The sequence below is a fragment of the Streptomyces sp. NRRL F-525 genome (assembly GCF_000716605.1).
Lineage (GTDB): Bacteria > Actinomycetota > Actinomycetes > Streptomycetales > Streptomycetaceae > Streptomyces.
On record NZ_JNXE01000021.1, the window covers coordinates 57,472 to 72,722 of the forward strand.

The window sequence follows — 15,251 nt, forward strand, 5'->3', positions numbered from 1 at the left end:
GTGCGTACGGGGATGGTGGGTACGGATGTCAGGGTTTCCATGGGCCGACGCGGTCCAGGCGGCGGAGCTGCTGGCGCGCGGTGGGCACGTCCAGGCCCTGGCCGCGTTCAGTGAGGCGATGGGCGACGGCGGTGCGGTACTCGACGGTCTTGTGGTCGTCGTACTTGAACTTGGCCAGGACATCGGTGACCTCCAGGCGCAGGCCGCGGATGCCGGGCAGCATTCGGCCGTAGGGCGGCTGGTCGACGGCCACGGGGCCATGATCACCGTCGGGCTGGAAGTGGGCGAGCTGGCGGCGCAGCAGCTCTGCCTTGGCCTCGGGGTCGTCGACGACCTGGGCACGGCAGGCGAACTGGACGGCTGTGTAGTAGCTGGTGGGGACTCCGTCGGCAGGGGGAGCACCGGGCTTGGCACGCCAGGGACCGGGGATGAAGGCGTAGTCACCGAAGACGGTGAAGAGGACGTTCGGGTCCTGCTCGATCGCCTTCCAGACCGGGTTGGGCCGGGCGAGGTGGATCAGGAGATGGTTCCCGTCGCTGGTGAAGTGGGTGGGCACGGCGACGGGCGGGTGGCCGGGCAGGTCGTTGACGTTGAGCTGTCCGAAGTCGTGGCCTTCTCCGAGCCAGGTCTGCCATTCGGCTTCGTCGAGGTTGGCGTCCCAGGGCTGGATGAACATGCTGGTCTCCTTGCATCGTCGGCTGCGGGGTGGCCTTCAGGGGCACTCAGGTCAGGGCGAGGAGGCCGACGGCGACGGCGGCGGTGCCCAGGCCGACGATCTGTCCGCGGTGGATGCGTTCGGCGAGCACGGTGCGGGCGAGCAGAACGGTGCCGGCCGGGTAGAGGGCGACGATCACGGCTACGACGGCGAGGTCCCCGCTGCGGGAGGCGAGCAGGAACAGCAGGTTCGCCACGGAGTCCAGGATGCCCGCGGCTGCGGACATCGCGTACGCGGGCCGCTTCGAGCCCAGCCTCCGGTACATCGCCCCGGCTGCGGCCAGGGTGATGGCCGAGGAGATCGCCCTTCCCGTGATCAGCGGCGCCACGCCGCTGTCGGAGGGCGCCTGGTGCAGGAAGATCAGTTGGAGGGCGATGGCGGCGCCCGCGCCGAAGGCCAACAGCAGCGCCGTACGGGAAGGGCGCGTCGACCCGCCGCCGTGTCCGGCGCTGACCAGTACGACCGCCACCAGTGCGAGCGGCAGACCGACCAGTCCGGCGACGGCCAGGTGCTCACCCTGCAACAGGCCCACCCCGACCGGCAGCATGGCGGACACCAGTGCGGTCACGGGCGACAGCACGTTCATGGGACCGATCGCCAGCGTCCGGTAGAGCAGGACGAACGCGGCGGCGGAGGCGACGCCGGACGCGGCACCCCAGCCAAGGGCGCCGGTGCTGAACGAGGCGCCGAGCACCGGCCACAGCAACAGCTCAACCATGAACGAGGCCGGGGCGGCGATCATCACGGTACGCAGCACATGAGCTTTGCGGGCGCCGAGGCCGCCGAGGAAGTCGGCGCATCCGTAGGCGAGTGAGCTGCCCAGGGCCAGCAGCAGAACGATCACGGTTCATCCCTTACTATCATTAGAACGACTACACCGTACAACGTAACGACCGGCCCGTGTCAACCAAACGACCGCGCGGTGCATTGTGATGAACGGTGGCGAGGATGGAGATCAGATGGCCGAGACAGCCGCAGCCCTGCGGACCATCGCGCACAACGTCCGGGCGGCCCGCACCCGTGCGGGCCTGACGCTGGAGGAACTCAGCCGACGCTCCCAAGTCAGCAAAGGCGCCCTGGTGGCGCTGGAGAAGGCCCAGGGCAACCCCAACCTGGCCACCCTTGTCCGGCTGGCCGACACCCTCGGCATCTCGGTGTCCGCCCTGATGCAGGGACCTCCCGAAGGCCGCGTCCGCATCGTGGCCGCAGACACCGTGGTGCCCCTGTGGACCGGAGAACTGGGCAGCGAGGCCCGGCTCATGCTGACGACCTCAGGTCCGGCTCCTGTCGAGGTGTGGCGGTGGCGACTGGAACCGGACGAGGAATACCCCAGTCATCCCCACCAGGCCGGAGTCGTGGAAACCGTCAGCGTCACCTCCGGTCGGATGACCCTGATCGTCGACGGCGCTGAACACGTCGTGGAAGCAGGGCAAACAGCCACTTTCGACGGTGACACCGCGCACATCTACCGCGGCTCCGGCACTGAGACCTGCAACCTGATCATGACGGTTCAGCTGCCGCCCGGCCCCGCCTCGACCTGACCCGCGAGGCACAGGAGATTCAGTGAGTGACAGTCCGGGATCTTGGAGTGTCTCGGTGGGCCGGCATGATCAGTAGGCATGCTCGGGGCTGTTTCGACGATCGATGCAGTTGTTGAGATGTCAGTTGTCGCTCCGTCCCCGGTCAGGTGAGCAGGCGAGCAACCCGGCTTGTACGACGGCGATGTGGGTGCGAGACCAGCTGGACAGGTTGTGGTGCGACGAGGACTTCCCCAGCCGGGTCCGCGCACGGATCGAGAACGGCTTGCAACTGCTTCTCGTCTCCGGTCGCATCACTTGGGTCCGACGCGAGCAGGAGGTCACCCAGGCGGAGTCAACGCTGCCCCGTCACCTGCGAAGCCGGTCGGTGAAGGCACCCAGCCCCCGGACACCCGGAGCGCATCTCAAGTCGGCCTGATGAGTTGGTCGTTCACACGGTGAGTTCCTTGGTGATCCGGTCGAGCATGAAGGCCGACGACTCGCGGGCGCGTTCTTCCCAGGCGAAGACGCAGGCGGTGGCCACGCCGTCGAAGCCGAGTTCGCGGAGGGTGCCGAAGAAGGCGTTCCAGTCGACCTCGCCCTGGTCGATGTCGAGGTGCTGGTGGATACGGGCGGTGGTGCCCGGCGGGTTGAGGATGTACCGCAGGCCGCTGGACCCCTTGTGGTTGAAGGAGTCGGCGATGTGCACGTGCTGGAGCTTGTCGCCGGCGTAGCGCATCATCGCGGCGATGTCCGCCGTCGGGTCGGAGCCCGAGAGGTGGAAGGAGTGTGGGGCGCAGTAGAGGTAGTTCACCCAGGGCTTGTTGATGGCGCGGACGAGGTCGACGGCGGGGGCGTTCTCCTCGCAGAAGTCGTCCGGGTGGGCCTCCAGGTTGAGGGCGATGCCCTCCCGCTCGAAGACCGGGAGCAGTTCCTCCAGCGAGCGCCAGAAGGCGGCCTCGCTCTCGGCGGCGCGCTCGGGGCGGCCGTTGAACTCCGAGTTCATCAGCGGACATTCGAGCTCGGCGGTGATCTCGATCATCCGCTTCCAGTAGCGGACGGCGGTCTGTCGCTCGGTCTCGCCGGGGGAGGACCACTTGTACAGCGGGAGCACGGAGGACAGTTTCACCTCGTGTGTGCGCAGGGAGTTCTTCAGCTCGGCCACGCGGTCGTCGTCGGCGCGCGGGTGGAGGAAGAACGGCATGAAGTCGTCGCGGGGCGACAACTCGATGTATTTGTAGCCGAGTTCGGCGACGGTGCGCACCATGTCGTCGATGGGCAGGGCGCGGAACATGTAAGGGTCGAGGGCGATCTTCACGCGGCACCTCCGTAGAAGGCGGGTCGGGGCTTGAGGTCAGTGGCGATGACGTGGCCCGACTCCAGGGCCTCGACGGTGGCGCTGGTGATGATGCTGGCCGCGTAGCCGTCCCAGGCCGAGGGCCCGGTGGGTTCGGTGCCGGCGGCGATGCCCGCGATCCACTCGCGGAACTCGGTGTTGAAGGCGTCCGCGAAGCGGCCCACCCAGTCGGTGAGCACCTCCGTGCTGTGCTGCCCCGCGGTGCGCACGCCGACGGCGGCCGGGTCGGGCAGCCGGACGAGCCCTTCCTCGCCGACCGCTTCGCACTGGATGTCGTAGCCGTACTGGCAGTTGACGAAGACCTCCAGGTCGATGCGAACACCTTTGGCGGTCTCGAAGAGCATGATCTGCGGGTCCTTGAGGTGGGCGAACCGCTTGCTCGTGGCGCGCGGGGTGGCCACCTGGGTGGAGACGATCTCGTCGTCGAGCAGCCAGCGCAGTACGTCCACCTCGTGCACGGCTGTGTCCAGGGCGGCCATGTCGGAGGTGTACGACTCCGGGACGGTCGGGTTGCGGTGGGCGCAGTGCACGATCAGCGGCTCGCCGATGCGGCCGGAGTCGATGGCCTGCTTCAACTGCCGGTATCCGGCGTCGTATCGGCGCATGAAGCCGACCTGGACCAGGCGGCGGCCGTGTGCTGTCTCGGCCTCGATGATCCGCAGGCAGTCCTCGGCGGTGGTCGCCAGCGGCTTCTCGCAGAATACCGGCTTTCCGGCGGCTATCGCGGTCAGCACGTGCTCGGCGTGGGTCGGACCCCAGGACGTCACGAGCACGGCGTCGACGTCGTCCGCCGCGATCACGGCCGCGCCGTCGGGCAGCACCTGGGCACCGACCGGCGCCGCGGCCTCCTCGGCACGGGCGGGGTCGATGTCGGTGACCGCGGTGACGCGGGCGCCTGTGACGGTGTGGGTGAGGCGTTGGATGTGTTGCTTGCCGATCCAGCCGGCGCCGATGACGCCTACACGTATGGTCATGGTCAATTCCTTCAGGAATGAGGGGTGTTCAGGAGAAGCGCGTCCGGAGTTCGGCTTCGAGGGTTTCGAGGGTGCGGCCCTTGGTCTCGGGGACGTAGAGCTTGACGAAGGTGAATGAGATGACGCCCGCCACCACGAAGAGGAAGAAGGTGTTGGAGACACCGATGGCGGAGACCAGGGACGGGAAGACCAGCCCGATCGCGAAGTTGGTCAGCCACAGCACCACGGCCGCGACACCCATCCCGAATCCGCGCATCCGCATCGGGAAGATCTCCGAGAGCATCAGCCAGGTCACCGGCGAGATCGCCCCCTGCTGGAAGGCGAGGAAGGTGACCGTCATGGCGAGCACGGCGAAGGCCCGGCCGTCACCCGACGGGAGCAGGAGAGAGAAGACTCCGATGAGCAACAGGGCTGCTGTCGTGCCGATCTGACCGGTCATCAGCATGGGGCGGCGGTTGACGCGGCCCAGCAGCCAGATGCCGACGAAGGTGGCGAGCACCGAGATGACGCCGTTGGCGATGTTGGCGGTCAGGGCGCTGTCGGCGGTGAAGCCGGCGGCGGTGAGGATCTGGGTGCCGTAGTACATGATCGTGTTGACGCCGGTGATCTGCTGCACGATGGCGATGCCGAAGCCGACGAACATCAGCCTGCGCAGCCACGGCGTGGACTTCATGTCCTGCCAGCCGCCGAGCTTCTGCTGGTCCTCCTTGACGGCGAGCGCGGACACTTCGCGCAACTCGGCCTCGGCCCGCTGCTGGGACCGGACCTGCTTGAGCACGTCCAGGGCTTCGGCGAAGCGGGTCTTGGAGGCCAGCCAACGCGGGCTCTCCGGCATGACCAGCATGCCGAACCAGAGCACGACGGCCGGGATCGTGGCGAGTACGAGCATGTAGCGCCACACACCACCGGACTCACCGCCCACCCGCGCGATGACCGCGTTGGAGGTGAACGCGAGCAACTGCCCGCTGACGATCATGAGTTCGTTGCGGGTGACCAGTGCCCCGCGCCTCTCGGCGGGGGAGATCTCGGCGAGGTAGACGGGCACGGTCACCGAGGCGCCGCCGACCGCGAGCCCGAGCACGAAGCGGGCCACCACCATGACGGCGGTGTTCGGCGCGAGCGTGCAGCCGAGTGCGCCGACGAAGAACACCACGGCGAGGACGAGGATCGTACGCCGCCGCCCGCGCGCGTCCGAGAACCGGCCGCCGGTGATCGCGCCCACCGCCGCGCCGAGCAGCAGCGAGCTGGTGACCATGCCCTCGGTGAAGGGGGTCAGGCCCAGGTCGTCGGTCATGTAGGGCAGTGCGCCGTTGATGACGCCGGTGTCGTAGCCGAAGAGGAGTCCGCCGAAGGTGGCGATGACGGTGATGAGCCGCAGGCGTCGGGAGTCCGCCGGAGTGGCGTCGTCCGCGACCGCGGTGGCCGGGGCTGTGGTCGTGTCGTCCCTGACGTCCATAGCCGTTGCCTCCTATCGGTCGAGGTGCGGGCGCCGGGTGCCCGTCAGGCCGCAGTCGGCCAGGTGCTCACGGGTGTTGACCGCGATGGGGAAGGGCACCTCGGGCTCGCACGGGTACAGGTCCTGCTCGACGATGACGAACAACTCGGCGTCGAGCCGCGCGAGTTCGGCCACCACGTCGGCCGGGTTCGGTACGCCCGCGGGAGGTGACACGCACACCCCGCGCTTGACCGCCTCCCCGAACGACAGGTCCTCCGCGGCGACTTGGGCGAGTACCGCGGGGTCCATTTGCTTGATGTGGACGTAGCCCACGCGCTCGCCGAAGCGGCGGATCAGGTCGAGGTTGTCGCCGCTGCCGTAGGCCACGTGCCCGGTGTCCAGGCAGAGGTTGGTGTAGCGGGAGTCCGACTCGTTGAGCAGCCGCTCGATCTCCGGCTGGGTCTGGATGTGGCTGTCGGCGTGCGGATGGATGACGAGCCGTACGTCGTACTCGTCGAGCAGCAGCCTGCCGAGCCGGTCGGCGGATCGGCCGAAGCCCGCCCACTGCTCGGTGGTCAGCTCAGGCGACTCGGTGAACGCGCCGGTCTTCTCGTCGCGGTACATCGGCGGGATGAGGACGAGGTGGTTCGCGCCGGCGGCGGCCGTCAGCGCGGCGACCTGCCGGACGTGGGCGAGCATCTCGTCCCACGCCTCCGGCCGGTGCAGGGCGCCGAAGGCGGTGCCGCCGGAGACCTGGAGCCCACGGGCGTCCAGCTCCTCCTTCAGTCGCTGCTGGTCGGTGGGGAGATAGCCGTACGGGCCGAGCTCCAGCCACTGGTAGCCGGCCGTGGCCAGCTCGTCGAGGAAGCGGGTGTACGGCACCTGCTGCTCGTCCTCGGGGAACCAGATGCCCCAGGAGTCGGGGGCGGAGCCCAGGCAGAGGTTGCCGGCGATGGTACGGAGTGGGCCTGGCGCCGTTGCCATGACATGTCCCTTCACCCCGAGATCGGGAGTTTCGCGATGTTTGCTGTCGCGCTCTACTAGCGCGCTCTAGTACGAGTACGATGACCCTGGTCCAAATGTCATGTCAATAGCCTGTTGCCGGGAGATTTCGAGATCGCTGGCTAAGGTGGACCACGTCGAAGGGTGGGTTCACAGGTGGATGCATCGGGCAAGCAGCGGCCCACGATGGCGGATGTCGCCGAGAAGGCCGGTGTCTCCAGGGCGCTCGTCTCGATCATCTTCCGCAACCAGCCGGGAGCCAGCGAGGAGACCCGGCAACGGGTGCTGCGCGTCGCCGACGAGATCGGCTACCGCCCCGACAGCGCGGCCAGGCTGCTCGCCCGTGGCCACAGCCGCACGCTCGGCGTGATGTTCGCCGTGCAGCAGCCCTTCCACACGGATCTCATCGAGGGCATCTACCCCGAGGCCGAACGCCTCGGCTACGAGGTCCTGCTGTCCGGCGCCACGCAGAGCCGCAGCGAGGAGAAGGCCGTCGAGGCGCTGCTCAGCCACCGCTGCGAAGCGTTGATCCTGCTCGGCTCGTTCGCGGAGCCCTCCTTCCTCGACGAACTCGGGCGCCGTACGGTCGCCGTCTCCGTCAGCCGCCGAGTGCCGCACGCCCACGTCGACTTCGTGCACTCCGCCGAGGGCAAGGGCGTACGGCAGGCCATGGACCACCTCGTCGAATCGGGGCACCGCCGGATCGTGCACATCGACGGTGGCAGCGGCCCCGGCTCGGCCGACCGGCGCCGCGCCTACCGGGCGACGATGCGGCGCCACAGGCTGGAGTCCGAGGTGCGTGTGATCCCCGGTGACCACACGGAGCAGTCGGGCATCGAGACGGGCCGTCTGCTCCTTGCGGAACGGGACCGGGGGGAGCCCCTGCCGACCGCGGTCCTGGCCGGCAACGACCGTTGCGCGATGGGCCTGTTGATGACCTTGACCCGGGCCGGTGTCGAGGTGCCGCGTGATGTGTCCGTCGTCGGCTACGACGACAGCCATCTCTCCCACCTGATGCCGATCGGCCTGACAACCGTGCGTCAGGACGCGGGGCTCATGGCGGAGTACGCGGTGCGCTTCGCGGTGGAGCGGCTGGAGAAGCCCGAACTGGAGCCCAGGGAAGCGGTGTTGGACCCGAAGTTGGTGGTCCGGGGGAGCAGCGGGCCGGCCCCGGAACCGCCGGCCTGAGAGACGGACGTACGGTTCAGGGGCGAGCGGGGAGGGAGCGGTTACCGCGTCCCGTTCGCGGCGAACTTGGCTACGGCGTCCACGTTGTCCTTGGTGATGAAGGCCGGGCCGGTCAGCACCGGCGCGGTGCCGCCGCCGCTGAAGTTGCCGTTGGTCTTGTACAGCCACAGCGAGTCGACCGCCAAGTAGCCCTGAAGATAGGGCTGTTGGTCGACCGCGAACTCCACGGACCCGTCCTGGACCGCCTTCACCAGCTGCTGGTTGAGGTCGAAGGTAGCGACCTTGGCCTTGCTGCCCGAATCGGACAGCGACTGGATCGCCGTCAGCGCGATCGGGGCGCCCAGGGTGACCACCTGGTCGATGGAGGAGTCCTGGCTGAGCTTCGCGGTGATCGTCGACTTCACCGACGGCATGTCGGTGCCGTTGACGTAGAGGATGTCGGTCTTGCCGCTGAAGCCCTTCTTCAAGCCGGCGCAGCGGGCCTCAAGGGCGACCTGGCCCTGTTCCTGGACGACGCAGAGGGCGTGCTTGGTGCCGAGTTGGTTCAGGCGCTGGCCGAAGGCCTGGCCGGCGATGTTCTCGTCCTGGCCGAAGTACTCCAGCATGCCGAGCTTCTTCCAGTCGCTCACACCGGAGTTGAAGCCGACCACGGGGATGCCGGCCGACTTCGCCTTGGCCACCACGTCCTTCATGGCGTCTGGCTTGGCTGCGGTGAGCGCGATGCCGTCGACCTTCTGGTCGATCGCGTTCTGCACGAGGTTGGCCTGGTTGCCGGCGCTGGGGTCGCTGGAGTAGACGAGCCTGACGTTGTCCTTGGCGGCGGCGGCCTGAGCGCCCTTGCGGACCAGGTCCCAGAACGTGTCACCGGGGGCGGCGTGGGTGACCATGGCCACGGTCATCCGAGGGGTGGTGGCCTTGCCCGCGGACGCGGCGCCCCCTTCTTCCGCGGATTTCTTGCCGCCGGAGCTGCTGGAGCAACCGGCGGCGAACAGGGCGCCGACCAGGACGGTGGCGGTCAGGGCGGCGGCGGCTCTGCGGTGTCCGTGCATGTCCCTTGCACCTCACTGTGCTTGTTGGGGTTCATCTCAAAGGGGGCCGCCGGTGCCGTTGTGTCGGGGGCCCGGGGGTGCGGCCCGGCTTCGACGCCGTGGCGGGGAGGCCCCTGGCGACGGTGGTGAAAGCATGCTCGTGCCAGGCGGGGCGGGCTGATGGCCGACCGGGCGCCTTGCGCGGGTGGGGCGGTGTGCTGGGGAGGCGGTCATGGGTGCGACTGCTCGTGGTGAGCTACTAGAGCGCGTCATTAGCGCGCTCTAGTAGCTCGTAACTATGAGACCGACCCCAAGGGATGTCAATCGGTTTGTCAGGACGTTCCGACAAGGATTTTGGTGGCGGAACTTGCGGCCGAACGGGCATGGCTGCGGGGCGTCCCGCGGAGGCATGCGGGAAGCGTGTATCGGGAGCCGATGTGTCGACAGGAGAATCGGTGAGCGCCATACGGAGGGACCGTCGGGGCGTGTGGCGGCGTCAGCGGCGGCGGGTGCGACGGTCAGGGTCATAGCCGCCATGCAAACGGCAAGTACTTGTCGGAGGCGTCGAGTGCGTACACGTGGCGACCCAGTGCTTGCCGCTCAGAATCGGGTCCGGGCTCCCTGACCCAGACGGGCATCGCCAGTGAGGCAAGAAGCGAGATCCGGCCCAACTACCAGGCCCGGCGCATTCCGGCCTCACATCTGACGCAGGCGATTCGCGCTGAGGGCCAGTACCACCAGCGCCGCGTCCTTGGGGCGTCTGGGGTCGCGGCCGGTGAGTTCGGCGAAGCGGTTGAGGCGTTGCTGGATGGTGTTGCGATGGCAGTACAGGGCGGCGGCCGTGTCGGCGACGGAGCCGCTGCCCGACAGGTGCGTCTGGACGGTCTCCAGGAGCCGGTCCGCCTCCGCAGGGGGCGCTCCCGCGTGCAGGCCGCCGAACACGTCGGCCGCCAGATCCCGGCCGAGGTCCCCGGCCCGGTGGACCAGGACGTCGAGCCAGCTGTCCTCCAGGCGGTGCGGTTCGGTGGCGTCGGGCGGCAGGACGCGGGCCGTGGCGGTCGCCAGAGTGACCGCGCGGGGCAGTTCGGTCAGTCCGGTCACCTCTGGGGAGACTCCGCACGGTGTCCCCTGAAGCTGTGCCAGTACCGCGTCCCGGGTCAGTCTGGGGCTCAGCTGGACGACCAGGACCATGTCCGAGGCGACCGCCTGCTGTTGCAGCGGGGCACCGAGCGTACGGAGTGCGTTCGCCACGCCGCGCAGGGACGCCTCGCCGCCTCCAGGGGTGACCGCGCACAGGAAGCGTCCGGACACCTGGAACCCGAGCGCCCGCGCCGCATCCTGCACCACGGTCGGGTTGCGGCCGTCGCTGTCGAGGAGCCGGCTGAACCACAGCCGCCGCTCGTCCTCCGTCCGCCGCCCCATCTCCAGCACGGTGCGCTGGTAGGCGGTCATGATGCCGGTGACGTGGTGCTCGACCGCCTCCCACACGTAGTAGGCGGAGTTGACGAGTTGCGCCCTGCCCTCGTCCCCCGCGCGCCGCACCAGCGCGGCCCACACGACCCGGAAGTCCACGCGGGCGGCCTGCAGCAGCGCGTCCAGCGGAACACCCTGCCGGGCACGCTGTTCGCCGACCCGCTCGGAGACACCGGCGATGTGTTCCGGCACCGGCAGTCGGGCCACGGTACGCAGCAGCACCTCGAACGCCTGCCAGGCGCTGTCGCGGAACTCCTGCGGGGAGACCAGCTCCGAATAGGAGGCACGCAGCGGTCCCACGTACTCGGCCCATTCGTCGACCAGGCTGTCGATCTCCTCCAGGCACTGGCGTGCCAGCGCGACGACATGCGGGTCCGGCGGAGGCAGGGCCGAGGGCGAGGTCGGAGTGTGCATGTGCTCCATCCTGGCCTGCTCCTTCCCGCCCGGCAGCAACGGGTTCAGCCCCGTACGCGGACGACCTTCCGGTTCACGAACTCGCTCATGCCGTACGCGCCCAGTTCCCGCCCCACGCCGGAGAGCTTGACCCCGCCGAAGGGAAGGTCCTCCTGGGTGCCGGAGGGACCGTTGATCGAGACCATGCCGACGTCGAGCGCGTCGGCGACGACTTTCGCGGCGTCGAGGTCGCGGCCGAACACGACACTGCCCAGGCCGTACGGCGTGTCGTTGGCGAGGCGGATCGCCGTCGCGGTGTCGGGGACGCGGTGGACGACCGCGACCGGGCCGAAGATCTCCTCCCGGTACGCGCGCATGCCGGGCGTGACGCCGGTGAGGACGGTCGGTTCGACGAAGGCACCCTCGCGGGCGAGCCGCCTGCCGCCGGCCACCGCTGTCGCGCCCTTCTCCACCGCGTCGTCCACCTGCGCGATCACGGTCCGGGCGGCCTCCTCGGAGGAGAGAGGTCCGAAGGAGACGCCCTCGTCGGTGGGGTCCCCGACGGTAAGGGCCTGCACCGCGTCGGTGAAGGCGTCCAGGAAACGGTCGTAGACGGAGTCGACGACGATGAACCGCTTCGAGGCGGTGCACGCCTGGCCCGCGTTGCCCATCCGGCCCTCGACCGCCGCGCCGACGGCGGCCTCCAGGTCGGCGTCGGGCAGGACGACGAAGGGGTCGGAGCCGCCGAGTTCGAGGACGTACTTCTTGAGGTGGCGGCCCGCGACCTCGCCGACCGCGCGCCCGGCGCGCTCCGAGCCGGTGAGCGACACGCCCTGGACCCGCGGGTCCGCGATGACGCGGGCGACCTGCTCGTTGGTGGCGCACACGTTGACGTACGCGCCGGCCGGCAGTCCGGCCGCCCGCATCATGTCCTCGATCGCCTGCGCCGACTCGGGGCAGTTCGGGGCGTGCTTGAGGACGATCGTGTTGCCGAGGACGAGGTTGGGCGCCGCGAAACGGGCCACCTGGTAGTACGGGTAGTTCCACGGCATGACGCCGAGTAGCACGCCGAGCGGTTCGGAGCGTACGACCACGTCGTCGCCGCCGCGGATGTCGAGCCGTTGGTCCGCGGCGAAGTCGGGGCCGTGCTCGGCGTAGTACGCGAAGATCGCGGCCGACAGGTCCACCTCACCGAGTGCCTCGCGGGTGGTCTTGCCCATCTCGCGGGTGATGATCGCGGCCAGTTCCTCGCGCCGCTTCCCGAACTCCCGGGACACGCCGAGGACGAGTTCGGCGCGTTCCTTGACCGGGCGCCGCCGCCAGTCGGTGAACTCCGCTGCCGCCGCCTCGACCGCGCGGTCGACCGTGGCGTCGTCCGACGTCGGATACCGCCGCACGAGCCTGTTCGTGGCCGGGTCGACGATCTTGTATTCCGTCACGTGTGTCTTCTTTCCTTCGCAGAGCCGAGGTGGATCAGCCGAGGTGGAGGAGCGTCCGCAGGTCCTCGCCCGCCCGGATCCGCGCGAGGAGTTCCGGCTCGGCCGCGTCCGACAACTCCGCCTGCCGTACTACGGCGGCCAGTGCGGTCGGCGGCAGGGCGATCACCCCGTTGGTGTCGCCGAGGACGATGTCGCCCGGCGCGACACGGACACCGCCGATGTCCACGGGCACTTGGTGCCGCCCGCCTTTGCCGTCCAGCCGCTTGGTCGTAAGGCAACTGCTGCCCCGGGCGTGGACCGGCAGGCCGGAGTGCGGATCCGCGAGCGCGTCCACGTCGGTCACCACGCCGTCGACGAGGATGCCCGCGGCGCCACGCGCTCGCGCCGCCGCGACCGTGACGGCGCCGATCGGCGCGTGGGTGTGGTCGCCGCGCATGTCGACGACCAGCACTTCACCTGGGCGCAGCGCGACGAGCGCGCGGTTGACCGCAGTGGCGTCCGGAGCGTCGAGGGCGAGCGTGGCGGCCGTACCGGCCATCCGACGCGGCTGCCCCAGCCGCCGTATCGCCGGATCGACGAAGCCGTCCTCCAGCAGATGGCCGAGGGTGGGGAGGTCGACGTGCTGGAGACGCTGCAGCAACTTCGCCTGTGCGAGGGCTACTTGACCCGGGGCCGTGACGTTCACCGCTGCCCCTCCGACTTGACCACCGCGACGCAGTCGATCTCCAGGGTCACGCCCCACAGGCCCACGCATACCGTCGTCCGCGCCGCCCGGCGGTCGGCGAAGTACGTCTCGTAGACCTTGTTGTAGGGCGCGAGTTGGTCCGGTGAGCTGAGGTAGGTGTTGACCTTGACGACGTGGTCGAGGTCGGAGCCCGCCGCGTGGAGGACGGCTTCGAGGTTGCGCAGGGTCGCGTGGACGTCGTCCTCGAAGGTGCCGGTCGGCTGTCCCGGGGCGGCGGGTATCTGGCCGGTGGTGAAGACGAAGCCGCGGGCGGACGTCGCCTGGACATAGGGGCCTACGGCGGCCGGGACGCCCGGCGGTGAGTCGATGCGCGTGATCCCGCCGAGGCTCGTATCCGTGGTCGTACCGCTGTTCATGCGACGGCCCCGATCGGGCGGCCGGCGGACCGGGATGCCACGCCAGGCTCGTCGATGTCCCCGAACCGGGTCTCGGCGAGCAGGAACAGGGCCAGCAGAGAGAGGGTCGCCGCGCCGAGGACGTACCAGGCGATCGAGGAGCTGTTCCCGGTGGCCGACAGCAGCCAGGCGGTGATGGCGGGTGTCGCGGCGGAGCCCAGCAGGCCCGACAGCATGTAGGCGACGGAGAGGCCCGAGTAGCGCACGTGGGTGCCGAAGAGTTCGGCGAGGAAGGTCGCGATGGGGCCGTAGTTGGCGGAGAAGGCGAGCATCATCAGCGCGTAGGCGACGAAGACAAGGGGCGCCGATCCGGTGTCCAGCAGCCAGAAGAACGGGAAGGCGAGGACGGCCTCCGCCGCGATGCCCGCGTAGATGACGGGCTTGCGGCCGACCCGGTCGGACAGCCGGCCGAAGTACGGGATGGCCACGAACGCGACGGCGCAGGACACCATGACCGCCCACAGCATCAGGTTCTTGGAGTGCCCGAGGTCGTTGGTGCCGTAGCTCACGCCCGAGGCGACCATGAGGGTGAAGGTCGAGCCCGTGGACAGGGTGGCGACACCGCCGAGCAGCACTTGGCGCCAGTACCGGCGCATCAGGGCGACGAACGGGATCTTCGCCTTGGCGCCCTCGTCGCGGACCGCCTTGAAGGACGGCGTCTCCTCGATGTGGAGGCGGATGTACACACCGATGCCGACAAGGAGCGCCGAAGCGAGGAAGGGGATCCGCCAGCCCCACGAGTACAGCGCGTCGTCGCTCGTGGTGGACGCCACCAGCAGGAACGCCCCGTTGGCGAGCAGCGTCCCGATCGGAACGCCGATCTGGACCATGGACCCGAAGAACCCGCGTCGGTCGGCCGGCGCGTGCTCGACGGTCATCAGTACGGCACCGCCCCACTCGCCGCCGAGCGCGAGGCCCTGGACCACGCGGAGGCCGAGCAGCAGCAGGGGCGCGGCCACGCCGAGAGTGCCGTAGCCGGGAACGAGGCCGATGGCGAAGGTGGCCACGCCCATCGCCGTCAGGGAGATCAGCAGCATGGACTTGCGGCCGAGCCGGTCCCCGAAGTGACCGAAGAGCACGGCGCCCACCATGCGCGCCAGATAGGCGGAGGCGAAGGTCAGGAACGACAGGATCGTGCCGACGGCACCGTCGAACTCGGGGAAGAACACCTTGCCGAACACCAGCGCGGAGGCGGTGCCGAACAGGAACAGGTCGTACCACTCGACCGTGGTGCCGACCATGCTGGCGAGGGAGATCCTGCGCATCTTCGTCGCGTCGAGCCGGCTGTCGGGGGTCGGCGGGGAGGCGGGAGCGGTCATGGGGACTCCGGTCTGAACAGAGGAAGCGGCTGGGGGCTGTGCGGGCGCCATCGGGTCGGCCCACCGTGCATCGCCCCCTTCACCGGCCACAAGGAGCAGAAGCACACCGCCACCGCCCGTCGACTGTGCACATGACCAATGCGCCACGTCGCACCACGAAGACTGGATGAAAACTTCGTGTTACGGACCCGGCCCCCGCATCCACCCCTGTTCATCTGCACATCGCGGCGCCCGTATCCGGAGTCCTTTGCCCCGTGCCCACGACCGCCCC

The 15,251-nt window shown here is 69.3% G+C and carries 14 protein-coding genes; 2 read left to right on the plus strand and 12 right to left on the minus strand.

Annotated features, from left to right (window positions below; genetic code table 11):
- Window positions 1-28 precede the first annotated feature (28 nt).
- Window positions 29-676 carry an FMN-binding negative transcriptional regulator gene (locus OO69_RS27750; protein ID WP_033283540.1) on the minus strand — a complete coding sequence of 216 codons (648 nt, stop codon included), beginning with the start codon at window positions 674-676 and terminating at the stop codon, window positions 29-31.
- 46 nt (window positions 677-722) lie between these two features.
- On the minus strand, window positions 723-1,559 hold the full coding sequence (locus tag OO69_RS27755; RefSeq protein WP_033283541.1) for a DMT family transporter: 837 nt from the start codon (window positions 1,557-1,559) through the stop codon (window positions 723-725).
- 115 nt (window positions 1,560-1,674) lie between these two features.
- Here OO69_RS27755 and OO69_RS27760 point away from each other — a divergent pair, with 115 nt between their 5' ends.
- A complete protein-coding gene (locus tag OO69_RS27760) occupies window positions 1,675-2,256 on the plus strand; it encodes a helix-turn-helix domain-containing protein (RefSeq protein ID WP_033283542.1) in 582 nt (193 codons plus the stop codon).
- 427 nt (window positions 2,257-2,683) lie between these two features.
- Here the strand turns inward: OO69_RS27760 and OO69_RS27770 are convergent, their stop codons facing one another.
- Genes OO69_RS27770 through OO69_RS27785 form a run of 4 tightly spaced genes read right to left on the minus strand, consistent with a single transcriptional unit; the run spans window position 2,684 to window position 6,982 of the window.
- Entirely contained in the window at window positions 2,684-3,550 is an 867-nt protein-coding gene (locus tag OO69_RS27770) for a sugar phosphate isomerase/epimerase family protein (RefSeq protein WP_033283544.1), read from the minus strand.
- Window positions 3,547-4,563, minus strand: a complete 1,017-nt coding sequence (locus OO69_RS27775) for a Gfo/Idh/MocA family oxidoreductase (protein WP_033283545.1) — start codon at window positions 4,561-4,563, stop codon at window positions 3,547-3,549. Before OO69_RS27775 ends, OO69_RS27770 begins: the two co-directional genes overlap by 4 nt.
- Before the next feature lie 28 nt (window positions 4,564-4,591).
- On the minus strand, window positions 4,592-6,019 hold the full coding sequence (locus OO69_RS27780) for a sugar porter family MFS transporter (protein WP_033283546.1): 1,428 nt from the start codon (window positions 6,017-6,019) through the stop codon (window positions 4,592-4,594).
- Window positions 6,020-6,031: 12 nt separating this feature from the next.
- Window positions 6,032-6,982: a TIM barrel protein gene (locus tag OO69_RS27785; RefSeq protein WP_033283547.1), complete on the minus strand. Its 951-nt coding sequence runs from the start codon at window positions 6,980-6,982 to the stop codon at window positions 6,032-6,034.
- A 204-nt stretch (window positions 6,983-7,186) separates the two neighbouring features.
- Here OO69_RS27785 and OO69_RS27790 point away from each other — a divergent pair, with 204 nt between their 5' ends.
- Window positions 7,187-8,188 carry a LacI family DNA-binding transcriptional regulator gene (locus OO69_RS27790; protein ID WP_033283548.1) on the plus strand — a complete coding sequence of 334 codons (1,002 nt, stop codon included), beginning with the start codon at window positions 7,187-7,189 and terminating at the stop codon, window positions 8,186-8,188.
- A 41-nt stretch (window positions 8,189-8,229) separates the two neighbouring features.
- Here the strand turns inward: OO69_RS27790 and OO69_RS27795 are convergent, their stop codons facing one another.
- The 6 genes from OO69_RS27795 to OO69_RS27820 all read right to left on the minus strand — a co-directional run bounded on the left by OO69_RS27795 (window position 8,230) and on the right by OO69_RS27820 (window position 14,980).
- Complete coding sequence (locus OO69_RS27795; RefSeq protein ID WP_033283549.1) at window positions 8,230-9,237, minus strand: sugar ABC transporter substrate-binding protein; 1,008 nt, start codon at window positions 9,235-9,237, stop codon at window positions 8,230-8,232.
- A gap of 675 nt (window positions 9,238-9,912) precedes the next feature.
- Window positions 9,913-11,112 carry a PucR family transcriptional regulator gene (locus OO69_RS27800; RefSeq protein WP_199811042.1) on the minus strand — a complete coding sequence of 400 codons (1,200 nt, stop codon included), beginning with the start codon at window positions 11,110-11,112 and terminating at the stop codon, window positions 9,913-9,915.
- Between the two features lie 35 nt (window positions 11,113-11,147).
- Window positions 11,148-12,521 carry an NAD-dependent succinate-semialdehyde dehydrogenase gene (locus tag OO69_RS27805; protein ID WP_033283550.1) on the minus strand — a complete coding sequence of 458 codons (1,374 nt, stop codon included), beginning with the start codon at window positions 12,519-12,521 and terminating at the stop codon, window positions 11,148-11,150.
- 34 nt (window positions 12,522-12,555) lie between these two features.
- Window positions 12,556-13,206 (minus strand): RraA family protein, encoded by a 651-nt coding sequence (locus OO69_RS27810; RefSeq protein ID WP_051801231.1) that lies wholly within the window; start codon window positions 13,204-13,206, stop codon window positions 12,556-12,558.
- Window positions 13,203-13,622 carry a RidA family protein gene (locus OO69_RS27815; RefSeq protein ID WP_078652588.1) on the minus strand — a complete coding sequence of 140 codons (420 nt, stop codon included), beginning with the start codon at window positions 13,620-13,622 and terminating at the stop codon, window positions 13,203-13,205. Before OO69_RS27815 ends, OO69_RS27810 begins: the two co-directional genes overlap by 4 nt.
- A complete protein-coding gene (locus OO69_RS27820; protein ID WP_033283551.1) occupies window positions 13,619-14,980 on the minus strand; it encodes an MFS transporter in 1,362 nt (453 codons plus the stop codon). The genes OO69_RS27815 and OO69_RS27820 overlap by 4 nt, the downstream gene beginning before the upstream one ends.
- Between the last annotated feature and the right edge of the window lie 271 nt (window positions 14,981-15,251).